At 64.8% G+C, this 19,748-nt stretch carries 23 protein-coding genes, 1 pseudogene and 1 riboswitch; of the genes and pseudogenes, 10 read left to right on the top strand and 14 right to left on the bottom strand.

Annotation, left to right across the window (positions count from 1 at the left end):
* Position 1 precedes the first annotated feature (1 nt).
* Positions 2 to 358, top strand: a complete 357-nt coding sequence (locus UNPA324_RS17340) for a carboxymuconolactone decarboxylase family protein (protein WP_141935192.1) — start codon at positions 2 to 4, stop codon at positions 356 to 358.
* Between the two features lie 80 nt (positions 359 to 438).
* Here the strand turns inward: UNPA324_RS17340 and UNPA324_RS17335 are convergent, their stop codons facing one another.
* The 3 genes and pseudogenes from UNPA324_RS17335 to UNPA324_RS17325 all read right to left on the bottom strand — a co-directional run bounded on the left by UNPA324_RS17335 (position 439) and on the right by UNPA324_RS17325 (position 1,649).
* Positions 439 to 771: a hypothetical protein gene (locus tag UNPA324_RS17335; RefSeq protein ID WP_128920788.1), complete on the bottom strand. Its 333-nt coding sequence runs from the start codon at positions 769 to 771 to the stop codon at positions 439 to 441.
* Positions 772 to 908: 137 nt separating this feature from the next.
* Positions 909 to 1,163, bottom strand: a pseudogene (locus UNPA324_RS35735) (PaaI family thioesterase); the annotation flags it as partial.
* A gap of 81 nt (positions 1,164 to 1,244) precedes the next feature.
* Positions 1,245 to 1,649, bottom strand: a complete 405-nt coding sequence (locus tag UNPA324_RS17325; RefSeq protein ID WP_128920789.1) for a hypothetical protein — start codon at positions 1,647 to 1,649, stop codon at positions 1,245 to 1,247.
* Between the two features lie 163 nt (positions 1,650 to 1,812).
* On the opposite strand from UNPA324_RS17325, the gene UNPA324_RS17320 reads away from it, so the two are divergent.
* Positions 1,813 to 2,037: a hypothetical protein gene (locus tag UNPA324_RS17320; protein WP_128920790.1), complete on the top strand. Its 225-nt coding sequence runs from the start codon at positions 1,813 to 1,815 to the stop codon at positions 2,035 to 2,037.
* Between the two features lie 232 nt (positions 2,038 to 2,269).
* Here the strand turns inward: UNPA324_RS17320 and UNPA324_RS17315 are convergent, their stop codons facing one another.
* Positions 2,270 to 2,512, bottom strand: a complete 243-nt coding sequence (locus UNPA324_RS17315; protein WP_164936424.1) for a PilZ domain-containing protein — start codon at positions 2,510 to 2,512, stop codon at positions 2,270 to 2,272.
* A 182-nt stretch (positions 2,513 to 2,694) separates the two neighbouring features.
* On the opposite strand from UNPA324_RS17315, the gene UNPA324_RS17310 reads away from it, so the two are divergent.
* Positions 2,695 to 2,988 carry an HdeA family protein gene (locus UNPA324_RS17310; protein WP_164936425.1) on the top strand — a complete coding sequence of 98 codons (294 nt, stop codon included), beginning with the start codon at positions 2,695 to 2,697 and terminating at the stop codon, positions 2,986 to 2,988.
* A gap of 103 nt (positions 2,989 to 3,091) precedes the next feature.
* Here UNPA324_RS17310 and UNPA324_RS17305 read toward each other — a convergent pair whose 3' ends face one another.
* Entirely contained in the window at positions 3,092 to 3,556 is a 465-nt protein-coding gene (locus UNPA324_RS17305) for a PaaI family thioesterase (RefSeq protein ID WP_141935191.1), read from the bottom strand.
* A 361-nt stretch (positions 3,557 to 3,917) separates the two neighbouring features.
* On the opposite strand from UNPA324_RS17305, the gene UNPA324_RS17295 reads away from it, so the two are divergent.
* Positions 3,918 to 4,217 (top strand): hypothetical protein, encoded by a 300-nt coding sequence (locus tag UNPA324_RS17295; RefSeq protein ID WP_128920794.1) that lies wholly within the window; start codon positions 3,918 to 3,920, stop codon positions 4,215 to 4,217.
* 104 nt (positions 4,218 to 4,321) lie between these two features.
* Positions 4,322 to 4,576, top strand: coding sequence for a hypothetical protein (locus UNPA324_RS17290; RefSeq protein ID WP_128920795.1), 255 nt, complete (start codon positions 4,322 to 4,324; stop codon positions 4,574 to 4,576).
* Positions 4,577 to 4,602: 26 nt separating this feature from the next.
* Here the strand turns inward: UNPA324_RS17290 and UNPA324_RS17285 are convergent, their stop codons facing one another.
* Both UNPA324_RS17285 and UNPA324_RS17280 read right to left on the bottom strand, forming a co-directional pair.
* Entirely contained in the window at positions 4,603 to 4,836 is a 234-nt protein-coding gene (locus tag UNPA324_RS17285) for a DUF6894 family protein (protein WP_128920796.1), read from the bottom strand.
* Positions 4,837 to 5,005: 169 nt separating this feature from the next.
* Positions 5,006 to 5,272 (bottom strand): hypothetical protein, encoded by a 267-nt coding sequence (locus UNPA324_RS17280; protein WP_430641893.1) that lies wholly within the window; start codon positions 5,270 to 5,272, stop codon positions 5,006 to 5,008.
* A 185-nt stretch (positions 5,273 to 5,457) separates the two neighbouring features.
* On the opposite strand from UNPA324_RS17280, the gene UNPA324_RS17275 reads away from it, so the two are divergent.
* On the top strand, positions 5,458 to 5,766 hold the full coding sequence (locus UNPA324_RS17275; protein ID WP_128920797.1) for a DUF2798 domain-containing protein: 309 nt from the start codon (positions 5,458 to 5,460) through the stop codon (positions 5,764 to 5,766).
* A 606-nt stretch (positions 5,767 to 6,372) separates the two neighbouring features.
* Here the strand turns inward: UNPA324_RS17275 and UNPA324_RS35180 are convergent.
* Positions 6,373 to 6,540: a hypothetical protein gene (locus tag UNPA324_RS35180; protein WP_164936426.1), complete on the bottom strand. Its 168-nt coding sequence runs from the start codon at positions 6,538 to 6,540 to the stop codon at positions 6,373 to 6,375.
* Between the two features lie 149 nt (positions 6,541 to 6,689).
* Positions 6,690 to 6,890: a hypothetical protein gene (locus UNPA324_RS17270; protein WP_128920798.1), complete on the bottom strand. Its 201-nt coding sequence runs from the start codon at positions 6,888 to 6,890 to the stop codon at positions 6,690 to 6,692.
* Positions 6,891 to 7,339: 449 nt separating this feature from the next.
* Between UNPA324_RS17270 and recA the strand changes: the two genes are divergently transcribed.
* Both recA and UNPA324_RS17260 read left to right on the top strand, forming a co-directional pair.
* Positions 7,340 to 8,428: a recombinase RecA gene (recA, locus tag UNPA324_RS17265; protein ID WP_128920799.1), complete on the top strand. Its 1,089-nt coding sequence runs from the start codon at positions 7,340 to 7,342 to the stop codon at positions 8,426 to 8,428.
* A 50-nt stretch (positions 8,429 to 8,478) separates the two neighbouring features.
* Complete coding sequence (locus UNPA324_RS17260; protein WP_141935190.1) at positions 8,479 to 8,904, top strand: hypothetical protein; 426 nt, start codon at positions 8,479 to 8,481, stop codon at positions 8,902 to 8,904.
* Positions 8,905 to 9,041: 137 nt separating this feature from the next.
* Here UNPA324_RS17260 and gcvP read toward each other — a convergent pair whose 3' ends face one another.
* Genes gcvP through gcvT form a run of 3 tightly spaced genes read right to left on the bottom strand, consistent with a single transcriptional unit; the run spans position 9,042 to position 13,470 of the window.
* A complete protein-coding gene (gcvP, locus tag UNPA324_RS17255) occupies positions 9,042 to 11,927 on the bottom strand; it encodes an aminomethyl-transferring glycine dehydrogenase (protein WP_141935189.1) in 2,886 nt (961 codons plus the stop codon).
* Between the two features lie 18 nt (positions 11,928 to 11,945).
* Complete coding sequence (gene gcvH, locus UNPA324_RS17250) at positions 11,946 to 12,314, bottom strand: glycine cleavage system protein GcvH (protein WP_128920802.1); 369 nt, start codon at positions 12,312 to 12,314, stop codon at positions 11,946 to 11,948.
* 10 nt (positions 12,315 to 12,324) lie between these two features.
* A complete protein-coding gene (gene gcvT / locus UNPA324_RS17245; protein WP_141935188.1) occupies positions 12,325 to 13,470 on the bottom strand; it encodes a glycine cleavage system aminomethyltransferase GcvT in 1,146 nt (381 codons plus the stop codon).
* Between the two features lie 147 nt (positions 13,471 to 13,617).
* A riboswitch (glycine riboswitch) is annotated at positions 13,618 to 13,708 on the bottom strand.
* Between the two features lie 247 nt (positions 13,709 to 13,955).
* On the opposite strand from gcvT, the gene alaS reads away from it, so the two are divergent.
* The gene (gene alaS / locus UNPA324_RS17240) at positions 13,956 to 16,637 is read left to right on the top strand and encodes an alanine--tRNA ligase (protein WP_181769422.1); all 2,682 of its coding nucleotides are present in this window, start codon (positions 13,956 to 13,958) and stop codon (positions 16,635 to 16,637) included.
* Between the two features lie 4 nt (positions 16,638 to 16,641).
* Positions 16,642 to 17,874, top strand: a complete 1,233-nt coding sequence (locus UNPA324_RS17235) for a cyclic nucleotide-gated ion channel (RefSeq protein WP_141935186.1) — start codon at positions 16,642 to 16,644, stop codon at positions 17,872 to 17,874.
* 15 nt (positions 17,875 to 17,889) lie between these two features.
* Here the strand turns inward: UNPA324_RS17235 and UNPA324_RS17230 are convergent, their stop codons facing one another.
* Both UNPA324_RS17230 and UNPA324_RS17225 read right to left on the bottom strand, forming a co-directional pair.
* Positions 17,890 to 18,390, bottom strand: a complete 501-nt coding sequence (locus UNPA324_RS17230) for a DUF3455 domain-containing protein (RefSeq protein WP_128920806.1) — start codon at positions 18,388 to 18,390, stop codon at positions 17,890 to 17,892.
* A 104-nt stretch (positions 18,391 to 18,494) separates the two neighbouring features.
* Positions 18,495 to 19,709 (bottom strand): NADP-dependent isocitrate dehydrogenase, encoded by a 1,215-nt coding sequence (locus UNPA324_RS17225; protein ID WP_128920807.1) that lies wholly within the window; start codon positions 19,707 to 19,709, stop codon positions 18,495 to 18,497.
* Positions 19,710 to 19,748 lie beyond the last annotated feature (39 nt).

Genomic DNA, 19,748 nt, shown 5'->3' with positions numbered 1-19,748 from the left:
GATGGACAAGAACTACGTCGACATCACCAGGAACATCTCGGCCAACCTGAAGAAGCTGCGGAGCGACATTCCCGATACCTTGAAGGGATTTTCCGCCCTCGCCCAGGCCGCGACGCGTGACGGCGCGCTGGACAAGAAGACCAAGGAACTGATGGCGCTGGCGCTCGGCGTCGCCGCGCATTGTGACGGCTGCATCGGCTTTCACGCCGAGGCGCTCGTCAAGCTCGGTGCGAGCCGCGAGGAGATCGAGGAAACGCTAGGCATGGCCGTCTACATGGGCGGCGGGCCGTCGCTGATGTACGCCGCCGATGCGATTGCGGCCTACGAGCAGTTTCAGCGGCAATCGGTTGTCGCCTGATTTCCCCCTGTCCGGCATGCTGACACGCGGCCGGGACCGGACGAGTCGCCTCGACCGGTCCAGCCTATCGGCTTCATCAACTACCAGCGGTCGTCGCCGACACCGACGCCCACGCTGACGCCGGGAGCACGGATGCCGACGCCGGCACGCGGACCGTCGTCCCAGTCGCGATAGGTGCGACGCTCGTAATAGCGCTCGCGAGGCATCCTGGCGTAGGAGTCGCGCACGATCACGCGCGCACCGCTGCGGGTGCGATAGCAATTGCCGGCATCGTCGCAGACGAGCCGAACTTCCTGAACGAGATCAGGGTTCATGTATTCGCTGGTCGTATAGATATCCGCAGCCTTGGCGCCCGTTGCGGCAGCCAGTGCGCCGACGCCTGCCAGCAGCGCAATCGTGAATGTCCTCATCATGTCCTCCTCGAAACTGCCCTCGGCGGTAACAAGAAGGGGAGGCGGCGATCGTTCCCGGCCGCGATGCTCGTTTTTCCCGGAACCGGCTCCTTGCCGCGATTTGTTCCTCTTGTGCTTGTTCCTCTTAACCAGGTCGTGAAGATGAGGCACGTGGTGGTGCCATGGGCGAGCAATCGGCCCTTGGCATCCGTCACGCGACCTTCGGCAGTTCCAATGCGACGGCCGCAATTCAGGATCTTGCCCTCGGCCGTGATCGGGCCGGTCTCCGGCGTGATCGGCCGCAGCAGCGAAATCTTGAACTCGAGCGTGGTCTGGCCGATCCCCTTGTCGAGCGTCGACTGGATCGCCAGCCCCATGCAGCGGTCGAGCAAAGTGGCCGTAAGCCCGCCATGCGGTATCGCAGGGCCAGCTTGATCCGATGGCCAGGTCCGAAAACGACCGAAGGGACTGTGGCTTCGTTCCGCGATGGAGATCTAGATCGGCTCGTACGCCTCGGTCCCGCAAATGTCGTCGGCTTCCGCGCGCCGGCGGTCGATGACCTTCCCGCCGGCGATCGTCACGATGTAGGTCTGGGCGCCGAGCGAGGTGCCGGTCGCGGAGGTGAGCTGCGCGCGGACGCAAGCGGTCCAGCCCGGTCCTCGCACCTCGCGATGGGGCGGGGCGACGCGCACCTCGCGCGGATAGGAGGTCGTGAGGAAAACGACATCGATCTGCTCGCGCACCAAACGCTTGACGTCGGGAGGCGCTTCGGGCAGCGGTTGCTCGGCCTCCTTCATGCGCATGAACTCAGGCACAGGCGCGCGGCTGTCGGCAAAGCCGCAGGCACCGAGCGCGAGCGCGCCGGCGAGCAGCGCCGCATGAGCAACAATTCGTAACATCCGTGAAAGTCCCCTGCGGGCCAACAGATAGGCACGAATGCGGTCCGGCGAAGTCCTTGCCGATCAAGATTTGCTGAGGCCTCGAACTGGGCCTTGGACCCGCGGCATTTGCTATCCCGCGATTGCAGGCTAGTTTGTACCCCAGACAAAGGGGATTGCATCAATGAGGATTTTGGCCATCGCGGCCGCCGTGCTGGCACTGACGGCCGCCTCGGCCCAGGCGCAGGGCCGGCGCCCGCCCCAGGACGCGGCCAAGCCTGCGGACAACAAGCCCAAGGTCGACGAGAAAGCCTACAAAGCTGCGCTCGAGCGCATTCCTGAGCCCAAGGACAAGTACGACCCATGGGGCGGGGCCCGCCCGAGCGAACCGGCCAAGAAGCTGAAATAGGGCAGGCGCGCTCCGGCCCGGGTCCTCCAATTTCGCACCGGCGATCTCGCGGCGCCAATCTTCGTCCCGCGAATCGTTACGTTTGCCGCGGCCTCACTTACGGGATCGCCGACGAGGCGTCCGCGATCGCCGCGCGCGTGATCGCAAGCCTGCGATGGCGTTGGCGTCGTCGTGTCGCGCAATCATCATCGTATTGTGGATGCGATGCGAACGCTCGTTCACATCGCGCGCGCTATTGCACGAAGGCGAGGCCGACGCGCTTGTCACTGCGCCAAACTGTGCGACACTTCCGCACGAAGTCGTCGCGCGCGATCGAGAGCGTGAACGATTGCGGCAACGTGACGGGAGCGTCGAGGTCGATCGCCGCGCCGCCTTCCGACATGTTGCGCACCGTGCAGGCGATGCCGTTGTTTTCGAAGGTGATCGTTCCACCCTTGAAAACACGGTGACGCTGCGCTGTACGCTTCTCGATCATTCGCGTCGATCCATCACGATGATTGTGGAGTAATGCATAAAAATTACGTTGAACTGAACTCAATGCCGCCGCTGCTCGCACGGCGATTCAGACTTCGTTTACGATGTTCGAGCGGAGAGTTTCTCCGACGATTTTCCCGCAAGCCTTACTTTTATGGCGTTACGGCGCCGATGGAGATTCCGATGAAGACCACGCTTTCGCTTCTGTTCGCCGCAGCGCTCTCGCTGTCGTCGATGCCTGCCCACGCCGTCAAATGGGACCTTTCGACCATGAGCTGCAAGCAGTTCCTCGAGAGCGGCGAAGACAACATCCAGGTCGTGCTGACCTGGATGGACGGCTGGTACAAGGGCGACGAGGACAACGCGATCATCGACACCGACGTGTTCATCGAGAACGCCAAGAAATTCGGTGCCTATTGTGGAAAGAATCCGACATCCAGCATCGTCACCGCGGCCGACGAAGTGCTCGGCAAGTAATTTGACCGACGCGTGACTGCAATCGCGTTTTGGTCTGCTTCGACGCGATCGTGATGGAGAGCCGCGGTGCGCTTTGCGCTCACGCGGCTCTCGTTTCTTAAGGTCAGCCCGGCAACATCGCGAATGCGCTGGACACCATCGCGACCGGCTTGTTGTCGGTCGCCGAGAGCAGCGTGACGCGGCCAAAGCTCATGGTGCGCCCGAGCCGCACCACGCGCGCGTCCGCCAGCACGTCCGACGAGGACACCGCGCGCATGAAATGCGTGGTCTGATCGACCGTGGTCATCGGGCGGTAGCCGCGATTGGCCGCGAGGTTCGCGATCACCATCGCGGTGTCGGCGAGCGCCATCAGGGCCTGGCCGCAGACCACGCCGCCGTTCCGGCACAGCCGCTCCGAAAACGGCATGCGCAGGATCGCCCCCGGCTGCCAGTCCGGTACATCCGCCGGCTGCGCGTGCTCGAGGCGCTCGACCGCGAGGTTGAGATCCTGGACCCAGGGCGCAAAAACCTCGCCGAGGATGCGTCTGGCGTCGGGGAGGCCGAATTCGGCTTCTGGCTGCATTTGCATTGCTGTCGCACTCTCCTGGATTGCCGGATGTTTCGCCGCATTGTGCGCGCATCGGCCCGGCAAAGTCACCCGGTCTCGGGGCGGTCCCGTCGGCTTGAAAATGCCTGACTTGGCCCGGTATGATGGCTCGCTTGGGAACGGGTGGATGATGTTGCGTCGGTGTGTCCTCGTCTTTGGTATGGTTGCACTCGGCCTCGCGCTGAGCGGGTGCACCAGGTGCGGTCCGATCTGGGACGACTGGCTGCATGGGCCCAAATCGTGCCGATCGGATCGGCTCTAGCGGGTCCCGGCCCCGGCCGGCGGCGACGAGGGCGACACGGCACGGGCGATCCGTGCCTCACGGATGATCAAGGAGTAGACGATGAAGCTTTTCCGTATGGCGGCGGTGGTGCTGGCCGTGCTGGCGGGACCTGCCTACGCGCAAATGCCCAATCTCAATTTGCTGCAGGATGCCCCGAGCAAGACGCCGGAGGAGAAGGCGGCCGAAGCCGAGCGTGACAAGGCCTACAAGGAAACGCTGAAGAAGATTCCGGATTCCAAGGTTTCCAACGATCCCTGGGGCGGCATGCGCTCCGATCCGCCGAAGCAGCCGGCGGCGCCGAAGGCATCGGCCGCAACCAGCGGGCCGAAGAAGTCCAAGAGCGGCACCGCCGCCAACTGACGGCTGCTCCGTTCGGGGCGGCACAAGCCTTCGGACGGGACTCCTCTTCAGCCGGCCGGCGCCCTACATTTGTCCCTGAGCGTAGTGCGTAGAGGAGGCAGGACATGGCCGATCGTCCGCGGGACCTCGCCGAGCGGATGGCGCGCCGGCGCAAGGCGGCCGGCAAGCCCGGCCAAACGGTCGGCGACGGCTATCTGCGCGAGACCTTCACGCTGCCGCGCGCGGCGGCGCGGGAACGGGCGCAGGCCTTCTTCGCCCGCTATCCCAAGGCCGGCTATATGAGCGCGGTCGAGACTTGGCGCGAACTGCCCGGCGGCGACATCGAATTCACCATGCGGCGGCTGCCGAGCGCGGACTAGGGTTTGGCCTGCTTGAGGGGCTCTTGCTAGTCGAGGGTTTCGGCGACGATGCGGATCCGGAACACGGGCTCCTTGACCTCGTCCAGCAGCTCCATCTGCCATTCGGAATTTTGCTGGAGCTTGCGGGCAATGCCGGCGGTCATGTCGGCGCAGACGCTGGTCATCTCTTTCCAGGCCGAATCGCGATCGGCAAATTCCGTCGCCTGGTCGGCGCAGCCGGAATAACGGCCATTCCGGATACGAAAGAAATAGAGCGGCATGGCGGGTACCGATCGCGCGTGATGACCTCGCCCCCAAGGCCACGGGCGCGCGCAGTCCAATCCCAAACCAGCGTCAGATCAATTCCGGGCGGCTACGGATGATGTCGCCGTAGGGGGCTGCCCGCTGCGGCGGTGCTGTGCGCACGCCACCCGCGCCATCATCGGCCCTTCATTTGGCCGGTTCAGGCCGTCGCCCGGCCGATCTCTTCAGCTCCCGATCGATCCGCAGCTGCACGCGCCGGATCGCCAGCAGATCGATTTTCGTCTCGGTCTTGCCCGTCTTGATTTGCTCGCCGATGCGGAACTGCCATTGCCAGATTCCGGGAATCGCCGTCTTGGCGACGGTGAACTCGATGCCCCTGTGATTCATGGTGACCTCCCACGATTCACTTCCAAGATGGCAAACAAATTGGCTGCCATCATATTCCCGGGACAAGGAAAATTCTGTTCGTGAGCTGTCAGTTGCCCCGTGGTTCTCCGACCATGAACAGAGTTCCTGAGCTGCGTCCGGTTGTGTTCGCGCATGGTCAGAACACGTCCCCAAGGCGATTCGCGTAGAGGGGCGGTTCCGCCGGCATACGCCTTGCTTGATCTCATGACGGCAAGCAACATGGGCCCGTCATGCTCGGCATTCCCCGCCATTACAGTCATTTCGTCTTCGGAATCATCCAGTCCGGACTGACCTCGCTGATCGCGGCGGGGATCGCCAGCTTCCCCGCGGCCAGCGCGATGATCTTCGTCGGTCACTGGATGACGTCGTGGCTGATCGCCTGGGCCGCGATGCTGCCAATCGTGCTCCTGGCCGCGCCCGCAATCCGCGCCTTCGCGCTGCGTCTGACCCGGGAGGAGAGGGATCCGCGAGCCGGCAGCCAGCATGAAAAAGCCCCGCCTGGGGAGAGCCAAGCGGGGCAGCAAGTCGTTGGAGGCTGAGGTGCTGGGCTGCAACACCATAGCCGCATCATCCTAGCCGGCTCCGCTTACGGCAGCCTGACAGGCGGCAGGTTTCCGGGCCCGATGGCCGAGGCCGCAGACTGACCCCGCACCCGTCCCAATTTCGACATCCGTTGGCACAACTGCGGACACACAGGTCAGCAAGATTTCATACCGTTCGGCGCAGCCATGGGGGAAACGTGGCACGCCGACAACGGGGTGGCATCATGGATAACGTAGAGCGGTCATTTGCCGCCGCGACAGCGGCTGGCTTCGTGGTGCTGGTGATCGGCCTCGTGCTGCTGGCGCTGCTATAGGACCGGCGCGCGGGTGGCAGCCGTGCCCCGCGATGATCGCGGACACGGGCAATGCGCCAATCTCAAAACTGGAAAACAACCCCATGCACAGTAGGTCGCATGGAAATTCTGGCGTTCTTCCAGTAGCTTAATTGTGGTGTTTAGATACCGTCATCATGCGCGACCGGCTGTGGTGGGCAGGCACGTCGTCCCGCTGTGCGGTGACACGCCCTTGCGGATCAGTCGACCGCGCCGGCTGCTGAAGTGCCGTCGGCCGGCGCGTCGTTGTCGGCCGGCCCCCTGCCGACCTTTAGTGGATCTTGATTTCGTTCAGAGGCAGATGGAGCTCGCTGGCGCGCTCTTCGCGGTCCTTCTTGCGGAACTCGTTTTCCTTGCGCTCGAACTTCATCATCTCCTCATGCGCCGCCTCCAGCAGGGGTTTGCGCCTGATCGTTTCGCGGTGCTTGTTATCCGTCATGTGAGATCCCCAGAGTTGCGGTCTCATCCTGGAGAAGGCCCGAGACCGCGAAAAGGTTCGATGCCGCACGATTGCGGAATTACGACGACCAGACCATGCGTCTTCGATGCGCGTCAGCGCGGCCGGGGAGGGATGTTGCGGCCGTGCTGCTATTTCGGCGGTTGCAGCCCGGCGGATTTGACCCAGTCCTGAAGATGATTTGCCAACTCGGCCTGGCGCGCCTTCTTGAGAAGGGCGTCCCGCTCGGGGCCGGGAGGCAGCCTGGCGGCGTCCTCCTTGACCTGCTTCACCCATGCGGAGAGCCGGTCTTGAAGGGTCAGTTGTTGCTTGAACCGTCGCCGCTTGAGCATGGCACGCTCTTGTCCGTGCGAGAAAGGCGGGCGCGCAATCGGCGTTCTCATCACCGGTTGCTGCCGCGGTCCCTCGCGGGTGATGATGGATTAGGATCCAAAAACGGAACGGCGTCTGTTCAATTGTGCGCACAGCGCGCAGGGTCGAGCCGGTTGGATTGAAGGTCGAAGTGGATAGGGCAGCCAACGGGGGCACGCGGAACCTTCGTCCCGGTCAGAATGTGGGATCATCATTGCGGGGGCTGTTTGCTCGCGGAGAGCCCCGCCGAGAATTAGGACATTCCGAATTAAACCTTGGGGGGACTAGGGGCCGAAATACGGACAGCCGCCGCATTTCCAAAAGAACATATTGCGAACCTAGAACAAATAGGGTACATTGCTTTTATCGCCGCGCCGCCTCGCAACCGTTTGTCCCTCACGCGAATCCTCGCCATAAGGAGCACGACCCAATGTCCGCCACTGCCCTGCGTATCGTCGAAGGATCTTCCATGGACAAGAGTAAAGCTCTGGCCGCCGCGCTCTCCCAGATCGAGCGCCAGTTCGGCAAGGGCTCGGTGATGAAGCTCGGCAAGAACGATCGCTCGATGGATGTTGAGGCGGTCTCGTCCGGGTCCCTCGGGCTCGATATCGCGCTCGGCATCGGCGGCCTGCCCAAGGGGCGTATCGTCGAGATCTACGGGCCGGAATCCTCGGGCAAGACGACCTTGGCGCTGCACACGGTGGCGGAAGCGCAGAAGAAGGGCGGCATCTGCGCCTTCATCGACGCCGAGCACGCGCTCGACCCGGTCTATGCCCGCAAGCTCGGGGTCAATATCGACGAGCTCCTGATCTCCCAGCCTGATACCGGCGAGCAGGCGCTGGAAATTTGCGACACGCTGGTGCGCTCGGGCGCAGTCGACGTGCTGGTGATCGATTCGGTTGCGGCGTTGGTGCCGAAGGCCGAGCTCGAGGGCGAGATGGGCGATGCGCTGCCGGGCCTCCAGGCCCGCCTGATGAGCCAGGCGCTGCGCAAGCTCACGGCCTCGATCAACAAGTCCAACACCATGGTGATCTTCATCAACCAGATCCGCATGAAGATCGGTGTGATGTACGGCTCGCCTGAGACCACGACCGGCGGCAACGCGCTGAAGTTCTATGCCTCCGTCCGACTCGACATCCGTCGCATCGGTGCGATCAAGGAGCGCGACGAAGTGGTCGGCAATACCACCCGCGTCAAGGTGGTGAAGAACAAGCTGGCGCCGCCGTTCAAGCAGGTCGAGTTCGACATCATGTACGGCGAGGGCGTTTCCAAGATGGGCGAGATCCTCGATCTCGGCGTCAAGGCCGGCATCGTCGAGAAATCAGGCGCCTGGTTCTCCTATGACAGCCAGCGTCTCGGCCAGGGCCGCGAGAACTCGAAAGCGTTTTTGAAGGCCAACCCCGACATCACCGCCAAGATCGAGACCGCGATCCGCCAGAACTCCGGCCTGATCGCCGAGCAGATCCTGGCCGGCACGCCCGAGCGCGACGCCGACGGCGAAGAGCCTGCGGACGAGTAAGCCTCAAGCAGTCAAGATTTTCGCGAGGAGCGGGCGCTGAAGACGTTGAGTTGCCGACGTCGTCAGTGCCCGTTTCTTTTGGTGGTAGAAGAGATACCGGATCATTTTGTGATGCCGGGATCGTCGTGAGTTGGAATCAACCCGAGGTTATTGCTGCTCGCCAGATTATTATCCAGATGGCGAAAGGCATACTTTCTGGAAGCGTATCCCCGGTGCAAGGCGCCAGGACAATTGCGAGGCGCAGATTCACGGCACGCCTCGAAGACGATCCCGATATCTTGCCTTTTGTCGGAATTGCTTCGGAGACCGAAGCCTTGCCGCTCGGACGCGAAAGGGTGCACTGGCAGGCGCAGGCGCTCGCTGATCTCCAGGACAAGATCGACGAATCCCAAGCTTGGGCGCTCACAGTCGCAAGCGCCCGTTGCCAGAGCCTTGTGGCCCGCTCAGGAAGCCTGATGTGTTGGCCCGAGGGCTAGACGAGCCGTAGGGTGGATGCCGAAAGCTTAATCCACCTCTGTTCGTCTCCGCGGAAACCGAAGCGGTGGGTTACGCCGGCGGACAGCGCTTCGCGCCGCCGCCTGCTAACCCACCCTACGAAACCTTCCGCCGCGGCTTACTCCGCGGCTTGCGCGTAATCGCTCACCGGCGGGCAGGAGCACACGAGGTTGCGGTCGCCGTAGACGTTGTCGACGCGCCCCACCGGGCTCCAGTATTTGTCGGTGCGCGAGGTGCCCGCGGGGAAGCAGCCTTCGCTGCGCGTGTAGGCGCGCTTCCAATCGTCATCGGCGATGTCGTGCACGGTGTGCGGGGCGTGACGCAAGGGCGAGGCCTCGATCTTGAAGCGGCCGGCCTCGACCTCGGCGATCTCCTTCCGGATCGCGATCATGGCGTCGCAGAAGCGGTCCAGCTCGGCCTTGGATTCCGACTCGGTCGGCTCGATCATCAGCGTGCCCGGCACCGGGAAGCTCATGGTCGGGGCGTGGAAGCCGTAATCGATCAGGCGCTTTGCGATGTCGTCGACGGTGACGCCGGACGTCACCTTCAGCGGCCGCGGATCGACGATGCACTCATGGGCGACGCGGCCCTTGGCGTTCTTGTAGAGCACCGGGAAATGCGGATCGAGGCGCGCTGCGATGTAATTGGCGTTGAGAATCGCGATCTCGGTCGCGCGCTTCAGGCCTTCGCCGCCCATCATCAGGATGTAGATGTAGGAGATGGTCAGGATCGACGCCGAGCCGAACGGCGCGGCCGAGACCGGGCCGACCGGCGCATCCGCTTGCGTCGCGGGGTGGCGATTTTCAGGATGACTTGGCAGGAACGGGGCGAGATGCGCTCTTACGCCGATCGGGCCCATGCCGGGGCCGCCGCCGCCGTGCGGAATGCAGAAGGTCTTGTGCAGATTGAGATGGCTGACATCGGCGCCGTAATCGCCGGGCCTGGAGAGGCCGACCTGCGCGTTGAGATTGGCGCCGTCCAGATACACCTGGCCGCCATGGCCGTGCACGATGTCGCAGATCTCGCGGATATGCTCCTCGAACACGCCGTGGGTCGAGGGATAGGTGATCATGACCGCGGCGAGGTCGTTCGAGTGCTTCTCGGCCTTGGCGCGGAGGTCATTGACGTCGACGTCGCCGTTCTTCTCGCACGCGACCACCACCACGTCCATGCCGACCATCGCGGCCGAAGCCGGATTGGTGCCGTGAGCGGAGGAGGGGATCAGGCAGATCTTGCGGTGGCTCTCTCCGCGCGAGGCGTGATAACCGCGGATCGCGAGCAGACCGGCATATTCGCCTTGCGCACCGGAATTCGGCTGCAGCGAGATCGCGTCATAGCCGGTGATGTCGCACAGCCACTTCTCCAGCCGCGCGAACAGCGCGTGATAGCCGCTCGCCTGCTCGCGCGGCACGAACGGATGCAGCGTCGCGAACTCCGGCCAGGTCAGCGGCATCATCTCGGTGGTCGCGTTCAGCTTCATGGTGCAGGATCCCAGCGGGATCATGGCGCGGTCGAGCGCGAGGTCGCGATCACTGAGCTTGCGCATGTAGCGCAGCATCTCGGTTTCCGAGCGATGCGCGTGGAACACGGGGTGGGTGAGGAAAGGGGTGGTGCGCTTCAGCGCCTCCGGCAGCAGCGCCTCGCGCGTGGTGGCGTCGATCTCGGCGTAGGACAACGTGCCGCCGAACGCGCGCCAGACCGCTTCGACCGTCGCCGGCGTCGTGGTCTCGTCGAGCGCGATGCGCAAGCTGGTGTCACCGATGCCGAGATTGATCTTCTCGGCGGTCGCGCGCGCGACGATCTCGGCGCCCTTGGCACCGGCATCGACGCTCAGCGTGTCGAAGAAGGCCTCCGACTGCGGCGCAAAGCCGAGCTTGCGCAGGCCGCTCGCGAGCACGGCGGCGCGGCGATGCACGTTGCGCGCGATCTGCGAGAGGCCTTCGGGGCCGTGATAAACCGCATACATCGAGGCGATCACGGCGAGCAGCACCTGCGCGGTGCAGATGTTGGAGGTCGCCTTCTCGCGGCGGATATGCTGCTCGCGGGTCTGCAGCGCGAGGCGGTAGGCGGGTGCCCCGCGAGAATCCACGGAGACGCCGACGATGCGGCCGGGCAGGGAGCGCTTCAGCGCATCGCGCACCGCCATATAGGCGGCGTGCGGTCCGCCATAGCCCATCGGCACGCCGAAGCGCTGCGCCGAGCCGATCGCGATGTCGGCACCGAGCTCACCGGGCGAGGCGATCAGCGTGAGCGCCAGGAGATCGGCGGCGAGGATCGCGAGCGCGCCCTTGGCCTTCAGCGCTGATATCGCGGGTCTGAGGTCGCGCAAAGCGCCCGAGGAGCCCGGATATTGCAGCAGCGCACCGAGCACATCCGCCTTGTCGAGATCGGTGAGGGGATCCCCGACGATCAGCTCCCAGCCGAGCGGCTCGGCGCGGGTGCGCATTACCGCCAGCGTCTGCGGATGCACGTCCTTGTCGACGAAGAAAGCTTGCGCCTTCACCTGCGAGTGCCGTTCGGCCAGCGCCATGGCTTCGGCGGCGGCGGTGGCCTCGTCGAGCAGCGAGGCGTTGGCGACATCGAGCCCGGTGAGGTCGCAGATCATGGTCTGGAAGTTGAGCAGCGCTTCCAGCCGGCCCTGGCTGATCTCGGGCTGATAGGGCGTGTACGCCGTGTACCAGGCCGGATTTTCCAGGATGTTGCGCTGGATCACCGCGGGCAGGATCGTGCCGGAATAGCCTTGGCCGATCAGCGAGGTGAAGACCTGGTTCTGTCGCGCGAGCTCGGCCATATGCGCGATCGCCTCGGTCTCGCTGAGCGGCTTGCCGAGATCGAGCGGGGCGGCCTGCCGGATCGAGGCCGGCAGCGTGTCTGCGATCAGGGCGTCGACGCTTTTGGCGCTGACGGCCTCTAACATTGCGGTGACATCGCGCGCCGAGGGGCCGATATGGCGGCGAACGAAACTGGCGGCGGTGTCGCCGTTGGTCTTGCGGTGCGCGGTCATCGCTTGCTCCATCGCTCTCTACGCCGTGTGCGCCTTGTAGGCGGCTTCATCCATGAGGCCGCCGAGCTCGCTTCTGTCGGCGATCTTGATCTTGAAGAACCAGGCCTTGCCTTGCGCGTCGGAGTTCACCAGCGCCGGCTCGGAAGCGAGCTCGGCATTGGTCTCGAGCACCTCGCCGGTGACAGGCGCGTAGACGTCGGAGGCGGCCTTCACCGATTCCACGACCGCGGCGGCTTCCGCCTTCTTGAGCGCACGGCCGATCTTGGGCAGTTCGACGAACACGACGTCGCCGAGCTGCTGCTGGGCATAGTCGGTGATGCCGACGGTCGCGACATCGCCGTCGATCGCCAGCCATTCGTGGTCGGAGGTGTACAGCGTCGTGGTCATTGTCGAATCCTCAGCGTTTGTAGGTGTTTTTGACGAAGGGCATGGCGGCGACTGCGAGCGGCAGACGCTGGCCGCGCACCTCGGCGACGAGTCTTGTGCCCAGCGCGCTCAGACTCGTGGGCACGTAGCCCATTGCCACCGGCGCATTCAGGCTCGGGCCGAAGCCGCCCGATGTGACCTTTCCGATCGGCTCGCCCGCATTGGCGTCGGCAAACAGCAGCGCGCCCTCGCGCACCGGCGCGCGGCCGTCGGCGCGCAGGCCGACGCGGCGGCGGGATGCGCCGTTATCGAAATGAGCGAGGATTTTTTCGGCGCCGGGGAAGCCACCGGCGCGCGCGCCGCCGCTGCGGCGGCTCTTCTGCACCGACCATTCCAGCGCGGCCTCGACCGGCGTGGTCGCGGTGTCGATGTCGTGGCCGTAGAGGCAGAGGCCGGCCTCTAACCGCAGGCTGTCGCGGGCGCCGAGGCCGATCGGCAGCACCTCGGGATTGTCCAGCAGCATTTTGGCGAGGCGCTCGGCATCACCAGCGGGAACCGAGATCTCGAACCCGTCCTCGCCGGTGTAGCCCGAGCGGGAGACGAAACAGGCGATGCCGGCGACCTGATGCGGGCCGGCATCCATGAACTTCATCGATGGCGCCTCCGCACAGAATTTCGCCAGCACCGATTCTGATTTCGGGCCCTGCAGCGCGATCAGCGCGCGGTCGGCAAGGGACTCGATGATGCAGTCACCGGAGAGATGCGCGCGCAGATGCGTCTCGTCCGCGTCCTTGCAGGCGGCGTTGACGACCAGGAACAGATGGTCGCCGAAATTGGCGGCCATGAGATCGTCGAGAATGCCGCCGTCCGCATTGGTGAACTGGGCATAGCGCTGCCGCCCCTCGGCAATCGCGGCGATGTCCTGGGGCACCAGCCGTTCCAGCGCGCGGGCGGCGTCCTCGATCCTCCCCGACTTCGGCCGGAGCGCGAGCTGGCCCATATGGGAGACGTCGAACAGGCCGGCGGAAGCTCGGGTATGGAGGTGCTCTTTCAGCACGCCCGCAGGGTATTGCACGGGCATGTCATAGCCCGCGAACGGCACCATCTTGCCGCCGAGGGAGACATGAAGCCCGTGAAGGGGGGTGCGTTTCAGGGAGTCTTGGTCGTGCGCTAGCATCTTTAGGGGCCCTCGGCGGTTCCCCGGGGACGATTCCCCTGAGGACACCAGTCGAAGCCCCATCTGTCGCTGTGCCTGAGAGTATTATCCCGTCGGCGGACGCTGGTCCGGGCCTACGCCCGTCAGCGCCTCTTTCCAGATGCTGTCAAAGCCACGCGGTCCTTTTGCCTGAGAGTTTCCGGGGCGGTTGCTCCTTCGGCGCCGGCTGCCTAAAGCCGGTCTCTCCCGACGTGGCCGTACGATACAGATGGGTACAGACCACAGGCCAGCCAAGCCTGTCAACGCGTCCGCTTGCCCTATCAACGGGATTGGCAACGGGAATTGAGCGGTTGCGGCAACCCTCTGATCTGCTTGCAGATCTCCTTGCACACTTTCTGGACAGGGAAGCTGGCCTTGTCTAAAAGCGCTTTGGCCCGCAGATATCAGCCTTAACGTTACGGTTTGGATGGCGAGAAGCGGGTCCAAGCACACCCGATTGGATGAACATGAGCGGCGTCAACGAGATCAGGTCGACCTTTCTGAACTTCTTTGCCGAGAACGGCCACGAGATCGTGGCGTCCTCGCCACTCGTGCCGCGCAACGATCCGACGTTGATGTTCACCAATGCCGGCATGGTGCAGTTCAAGAACGTCTTCACCGGCGTCGAGAAGCGACCGTACCAGCGCGCCACCACCTCGCAGAAATGCGTGCGTGCCGGCGGCAAGCACAACGACCTCGACAATGTCGGTTACACCGCGCGCCATCTCACCTTCTTCGAGATGCTCGGCAACTTCTCGTTCGGCGACTACTTCAAGGAGCGTGCGATCGAGCTCGCCTGGACGCTGATCACCAAGGAGTTCGGGCTGAAGAAGGACAAGCTCCTCGTCACGGTCTACCACACCGACGACGAGGCCGCGGGCCTGTGGAAGAAGATCGCCGGCTTCTCCGAGGACCGCATCATCCGCATTCCGACCTCGGACAATTTCTGGGCGATGGGCGACACCGGCCCGTGCGGCCCGTGCTCGGAGATCTTCATCGACCGCGGCGAGCACATCTGGGGCGGGCCTCCGGGCTCGCCGGAAGAGGACGGCGACCGCTTCCTCGAATTCTGGAATCTCGTGTTCATGCAATACGAGCAGGTGACGAAGGAGGAGCGCGTCGGCTTGCCGCGCCCCTCGATCGACACCGGCATGGGCCTGGAGCGCATGGCTTGCATCCTGCAGGGGGTCGAGAGCGTGTTCGAGACCGACCTGTTCCGCCATCTGATCGAGGCGACCTCGTCCGCGCTCGGCAGCGGGCCGACTGAGCAAAATGTCGCCTCGTTCCGCGTCATCGCCGACCACTTGCGCTCCTCGGCCTTCCTGGTCGCCGATGGCGTGCTGCCCTCGAACGAGGGCCGCGGCTATGTGCTGCGCCGGATCATGCGCCGCGCGATGCGCCATGCGCAGCTGTTAGGGGCGAAAGAGCCGCTGATGCATCGCCTGGTCTGGGCGCTGGTGCGCGAGATGGGCCAGGCCTATCCCGACCTGATGCGCGCGGAGAATCTGATCGAGGAAACGCTGCGGCTGGAAGAGACCCGCTTCCGCAAGACTCTTTCGCGCGGCTTGGCAATTCTCGACGAGAAGAGCGCGTCCTTGACGAAGGGCGACATGTTCGACGGCGACGTCGCCTTCACGCTGTACGACACCTACGGCTTCCCGCTCGATCTGACGCAGGACGCACTGAAGTCGCGCGGCATCGGCGTCGACCAGGCCGCGTTCACTGACGCCATGGAGCGGCAGAAGGCCAAGGCGCGCGAGTCCTGGAAGGGCTCTGGGGAAGCGGCGTCCGAGGCGATCTGGTTCCCGCTGCGCGAGAAGCTGGGTGCGACCGAATTCCTCGGCTATGAGACCGAGAGCGCCGAAGGCGTGGTGTCGGTGCTGGTGAAGGACGGCGCCGAGGTCACCAGCCTGAAGGCCGGCGATACCGGCGCGATCGTGCTGAACCAGACGCCGTTCTACGCGGAATCAGGCGGCCAGGTCGGCGACACCGGCGTGCTCACGGGCGAGGGCGGCATCAAGTTCCGCGTCACCGACACGCAGAAGAAGCTCGGCGATTTCTTCGTCCACGTCGGCAAGGTCGAGAGCGGCGAGCTGAAGCTCGGCACCGCGCTGCAGCTCGAGGTCGATCATTCCCGCCGCTCCTCGATCCGCGCGCATCACTCGGCGACGCATCTCATTCACGAGGCGCTGCGCCAGGTGCTCGGCGACCACATCGCCCAGCGCGGCTCGATGGTCGCGCCGGACCGGCTGCGCTTCGACTTCGTGCATCCGAAGCCGATCACGGCGGAGGAGCTCGCCCGTGTCGAGGACATCGCCAACGACGTGGTGCTGGAGAACGACGAGGTCACCACGCGCGTGATGGGCGTGGATGAGGCCCGCGAGGCCGGCGCACGTGCGCTGTTCGGCGAGAAATACGGCGACGAGGTCCGCGTCGTCTCGATGGGCAGGACAGCGCGCGAGCGTGGCGCCAATACGCTTGGCTGGTCGGTCGAGCTCTGCGGCGGCACCCACGTCAAGCGCACCGGCGACATCGGCCTGATCACGCTCACGAGCGAGAGCGCGGTGGCCTCCGGCGTGCGCCGTATCGAGGCGCTGACCGGCAATTATGCGCGCAAGCATGCCAACGACACCATGGCGCTGGCGAAGACCGCGGCGAACGAGCTGCGCACCTCGCTCGACGACGTGCCGGCGCGCATTGCCGCGCTGATGGAGGAGCGCAAGAAGCTCGAGCGTGAGCTGTCCGATGCCCGCAAGAAGCTGGCGATGGGCGGCGGCGCTGCCGCCGGCAGTAACGGCGCAGCCGCGGGCGTGCGCGAGGCCGGCGGCGTCAAGCTGATGGCCCGCGCGGTCGAGGGCATCGAGATGAAGGATCTCAAGAGCCTCGCCGACGACGGCAAGAAGCAGATCGGCTCCGGCGTCGTCGCGATCGTCGGCGTCACCGAGGACGGCAAGGCCGGTGTCGTGGTCGGCGTCACCCAAGACCTCACCGCGCGCTTCAACGCCGTGAACCTGGTGCGCGTCGCCTCCGAGGCGCTCGGCGGCAAGGGCGGCGGCGGCCGGCCCGACATGGCGCAGGCCGGCGGTCCTGATGGTGCCAAGGCGACCGAGGCGCTGGCTGCGATCGAAAAAGCGATGGGGGCTGCGTGAAGCCATGCGCCCCGTTCTGCGAGGGCGTCGGCTTCGCGATCCCAATATGAGGGATCGCCTCTACGAATTGCTGGAGCACGACCCGCTGGCCTATTCGGCCGGGTCGCGCTTCATCCAGATCATCATCGGCGTCATCGTGCTCAATGTGGTCGCGATGGTCCTTGCTTCGGTGCCGGAGCTGGACGCGCGGTTCGGCGCGCTGTTCGAAGCCATCACCATCCTGTCCGTGATCGTGTTCGCGCTGGAATATCTGGCGCGGCTGTGGACCGTGGCCGGCCACACTCCGCGTAAGGGGTCCGCGCTGTCCGACCGGCTCGGTTACCTCTTCTCCACGCTCGGCCTCATCGACCTCATGGCGTTCCTGCCCGCTGCCATCGTGCTCGCCGTCGGCCGGCATGCGACGCTGGCGGCGCTCGGCGTGCTGCCGTTCTTCAAGCTGGTCCGCTATTCGCCGGCGATGCGCTCGCTGCTCGCCGCCGTGCATGCCGAGCGGCGCGCGCTGATCGGCTGCATCGTCATCCTGACCGGCGCTGTCTTGACCTTCGCCTCGCTGCTCTACGCCATCGAGCGCGACGTGCAGCCGGACAAGCTCGGCACCATCCCGCACGCGATGTGGTGGGCGATCGTGACGCTCGGCACCGTCGGCTATGGCGACGTCGTGCCGGTGACGCCGCTCGGCAAGCTGATCTCGACATTCGCCATCATCTCAGGCTTCGCCATGATCGCGCTGCCGGTCGCGATCATCTCCACCGCCTTTGCCGAAGAGGTGAAGCGGCGCGATTTCGTCGTCACCTGGGGCATGCTGGCGCGGGTGCCGCTGTTCTCGCATCTGGCGGCCGCGGAGATCGCCGACATCATGCGGCTGTTGCGCGCGCGCACCGTCGAGCAGGGCGAGGTCCTGGTGCGGCGGGGCGATGTCGCGTCGTCGATGTATTTCATCACCGCCGGCGAGGTCGAGATCGCGCTGCCGAGCCAGCATGTGCGGCTTGCCGACGGCACCTTCTTCGGTGAGATCGCGCTCTTGCACAAGACCAAGCGCAGCGGCACGGTGACGGCGACGCGCAAGACGCGCCTGTTGGTGCTCGACGCCCAGGATTTTCACGCTCTGATCGCGCGCATGCCGACGCTCGCCGACCACGTCCACACCACCGCCAAGGCAAGGCTTGCCGATAGCGGCGATCTCGCCGCGGCAGAACTTGCGCAGGCGGAGAAGGGCGGCGGGGGCGAGACGAGCTGACGTCGCGGCCGCGTCTCAGCCCTTCTTCAGGAAAACATACTCCGCCGAGTAGGGCGCGCTTCTGAACTCGCCGGCCTTCTCGCATGCGCCATCGAGCTTGCCGCCATGGGTGTTGATGCGCTGGATCGTAGTGACCGGCGTCAGCGTACCGCTACCGCGGCGGGCGGTGACTTCCAGCTTCAGCCAAGCGATATCGATCGCCGTCGCGCCCGGCGTGTTGCCGGCGGCCTTGCCGACCACCGCACTGCCGTCGGCGAGTTCCCAGTTCGGGCCGGCATAGTGCCGCCCAATCGTCTTGCCGTCGGACAGCAGCGTCGCGATCGGCTCGCGGAAGGCCCAGGCGAGCTTGCCGTCGGGGCCGGCCTTGCACTCATAGACCTGCGCGCCTTCGGCGTGGACGCTGAGCACGACGCTCTCGCCGGGCGCGGCGATGGCCTCGGGAAGCGGCTCCGCGGCTGCGGCCGGCCCGATCAGGGCCGCGAGCAGCATTGTGGGGACAGTAAGCTTGATAGACATGATCGTATCTCCGCGCGAAGGCCTCAAAAAAGAAACGGGCCGCGCTTGAAGGGCGCGGCCCGTGATGATGTCTGGCCCAGTCGGGCGGAATTGCGGATGGCCGATTAGGCCGCCAGCGCCTTCGTCAGGTTTTCCGCGACCTTGTCGAGGAAGCCGGTGGTCGAGAGCCAGCGCTGGTCGGCGCCGACAAGCAGCGCGAGGTCCTTGGTCATGTAGCCTTGTTCGACGGTGTCGACGCAGACCTTCTCCAGCGTGTTGGCGAACTTGGCGAGCTCGGCATTGTTGTCGAGCTTGGCGCGGTGGGCGAGGCCTCTCGTCCAGGCGAAGATCGACGCGATCGAGTTGGTCGAGGTCTCCTTGCCCTTCTGGTGCTCGCGATAGTGGCGGGTCACCGTGCCGTGGGCGGCCTCGGCTTCCACCGTCTTGCCGTCGGGGGTGAGCAGCACCGAGGTCATCAGGCCGAGCGAGCCGTAGCCCTGGGCGACCGTGTCGGACTGCACGTCGCCGTCGTAGTTCTTGCAGGCCCAGACATAGCCGCCGGACCATTTCAGCGCCGAGGCCACCATGTCGTCGATCAGGCGGTGCTCGTAGGTCAGGCCCTTCGCCTCGAATTCCTTCTTGAACTCGCGGTCGTAGATGTCCTGGAAGATGTCCTTGAAGCGGCCGTCATAGACCTTGAGAATCGTGTTCTTGGTCGAGAGATAGACGGGGTAGTTGCGCAGCAGGCCGTAGTTCAGCGAGGCGCGGGCGAAGTCGATGATGGAATCGTCGAGATTGTACATCTCCATGGCGACGCCGGCCCCGGGCGCCTTGAACACTTCCTTCTCGATCACGGTGCCGTCCTCGCCGACGAACTTCATCGACAGCGTGCCCTTGCCCGGGAACTTGAAGTCGGTGGCGCGGTACTGGTCGCCATAGGCGTGGCGGCCGATGATGATCGGCTTGGTCCAGCCGGGAACCAGGCGCGGCACGTTCTTGCAGATGATCGGCTCGCGGAAGATCACGCCGCCGAGGATGTTGCGGATGGTGCCGTTCGGCGACTTCCACATCTGCTTGAGATTGAACTCCTTCACCCGGGCTTCATCAGGGGTGATGGTGGCGCACTTGACGCCGACGCCGACCTTCTTGATCGCCTCGGCGGCGTCGATGGTGACCTGATCGTTGGTGTGGTCGCGGTGCTCCATGCCCAGGTCGAAATACATCAGCTCGACATCCAGGAACGGGGTGATCAGCTTGTCCTTGATGTACTGCCAGATGATCCGGGTCATCTCGTCGCCATCGAGTTCGACGACGGGATTGGATACCTTGATTTTTGCCATGATCGGGGAAGCCTCTTGGGAACGGCGCTTGCGGCGCAC

Origin of the sequence: Bradyrhizobium sp. UNPA324 (genome assembly GCF_006658635.1) — a bacterium.
Taxonomy (GTDB): Bacteria; Pseudomonadota; Alphaproteobacteria; order Rhizobiales; family Xanthobacteraceae; genus Bradyrhizobium; species Bradyrhizobium nanningense.
Note: the sequence above shows the minus strand (reverse complement) of the source record. Positions and strands in the feature narration are given on the sequence as shown.

Excerpts from the sequence above, each read along its gene's own strand:
- UNPA324_RS17340 (WP_141935192.1), top strand. The coding sequence starts at position 2 with ATGGACAAGAACTACGTCGACATCACCAGGAACATCTCGGCCAACCTG.
- UNPA324_RS17335 (WP_128920788.1), bottom strand. The coding sequence starts at position 771 with ATGATGAGGACATTCACGATTGCGCTGCTGGCAGGCGTCGGCGCACTG.
- UNPA324_RS17325 (WP_128920789.1), bottom strand. The coding sequence starts at position 1,649 with ATGTTACGAATTGTTGCTCATGCGGCGCTGCTCGCCGGCGCGCTCGCG.
- UNPA324_RS17320 (WP_128920790.1), top strand. The coding sequence starts at position 1,813 with ATGAGGATTTTGGCCATCGCGGCCGCCGTGCTGGCACTGACGGCCGCC.
- UNPA324_RS17315 (WP_164936424.1), bottom strand. The coding sequence starts at position 2,512 with ATGATCGAGAAGCGTACAGCGCAGCGTCACCGTGTTTTCAAGGGTGGA.
- UNPA324_RS17310 (WP_164936425.1), top strand. The coding sequence starts at position 2,695 with ATGAAGACCACGCTTTCGCTTCTGTTCGCCGCAGCGCTCTCGCTGTCG.
- UNPA324_RS17305 (WP_141935191.1), bottom strand. The coding sequence starts at position 3,556 with ATGCAAATGCAGCCAGAAGCCGAATTCGGCCTCCCCGACGCCAGACGC.
- UNPA324_RS17295 (WP_128920794.1), top strand. The coding sequence starts at position 3,918 with ATGAAGCTTTTCCGTATGGCGGCGGTGGTGCTGGCCGTGCTGGCGGGA.
- UNPA324_RS17290 (WP_128920795.1), top strand. The coding sequence starts at position 4,322 with ATGGCCGATCGTCCGCGGGACCTCGCCGAGCGGATGGCGCGCCGGCGC.
- UNPA324_RS17285 (WP_128920796.1), bottom strand. The coding sequence starts at position 4,836 with ATGCCGCTCTATTTCTTTCGTATCCGGAATGGCCGTTATTCCGGCTGC.
- UNPA324_RS17275 (WP_128920797.1), top strand. The coding sequence starts at position 5,458 with ATGCTCGGCATTCCCCGCCATTACAGTCATTTCGTCTTCGGAATCATC.
- UNPA324_RS35180 (WP_164936426.1), bottom strand. The coding sequence starts at position 6,540 with ATGACGGATAACAAGCACCGCGAAACGATCAGGCGCAAACCCCTGCTG.
- UNPA324_RS17270 (WP_128920798.1), bottom strand. The coding sequence starts at position 6,890 with ATGCTCAAGCGGCGACGGTTCAAGCAACAACTGACCCTTCAAGACCGG.
- recA (WP_128920799.1), top strand. The coding sequence starts at position 7,340 with ATGTCCGCCACTGCCCTGCGTATCGTCGAAGGATCTTCCATGGACAAG.
- gcvP (WP_141935189.1), bottom strand. The coding sequence starts at position 11,927 with ATGACCGCGCACCGCAAGACCAACGGCGACACCGCCGCCAGTTTCGTT.
- gcvH (WP_128920802.1), bottom strand. The coding sequence starts at position 12,314 with ATGACCACGACGCTGTACACCTCCGACCACGAATGGCTGGCGATCGAC.
- gcvT (WP_141935188.1), bottom strand. The coding sequence starts at position 13,470 with ATGCTAGCGCACGACCAAGACTCCCTGAAACGCACCCCCCTTCACGGG.
- alaS (WP_181769422.1), top strand. The coding sequence starts at position 13,956 with ATGAGCGGCGTCAACGAGATCAGGTCGACCTTTCTGAACTTCTTTGCC.
- UNPA324_RS17235 (WP_141935186.1), top strand. The coding sequence starts at position 16,642 with ATGCGCCCCGTTCTGCGAGGGCGTCGGCTTCGCGATCCCAATATGAGG.
- UNPA324_RS17230 (WP_128920806.1), bottom strand. The coding sequence starts at position 18,390 with ATGTCTATCAAGCTTACTGTCCCCACAATGCTGCTCGCGGCCCTGATC.
- UNPA324_RS17225 (WP_128920807.1), bottom strand. The coding sequence starts at position 19,709 with ATGGCAAAAATCAAGGTATCCAATCCCGTCGTCGAACTCGATGGCGAC.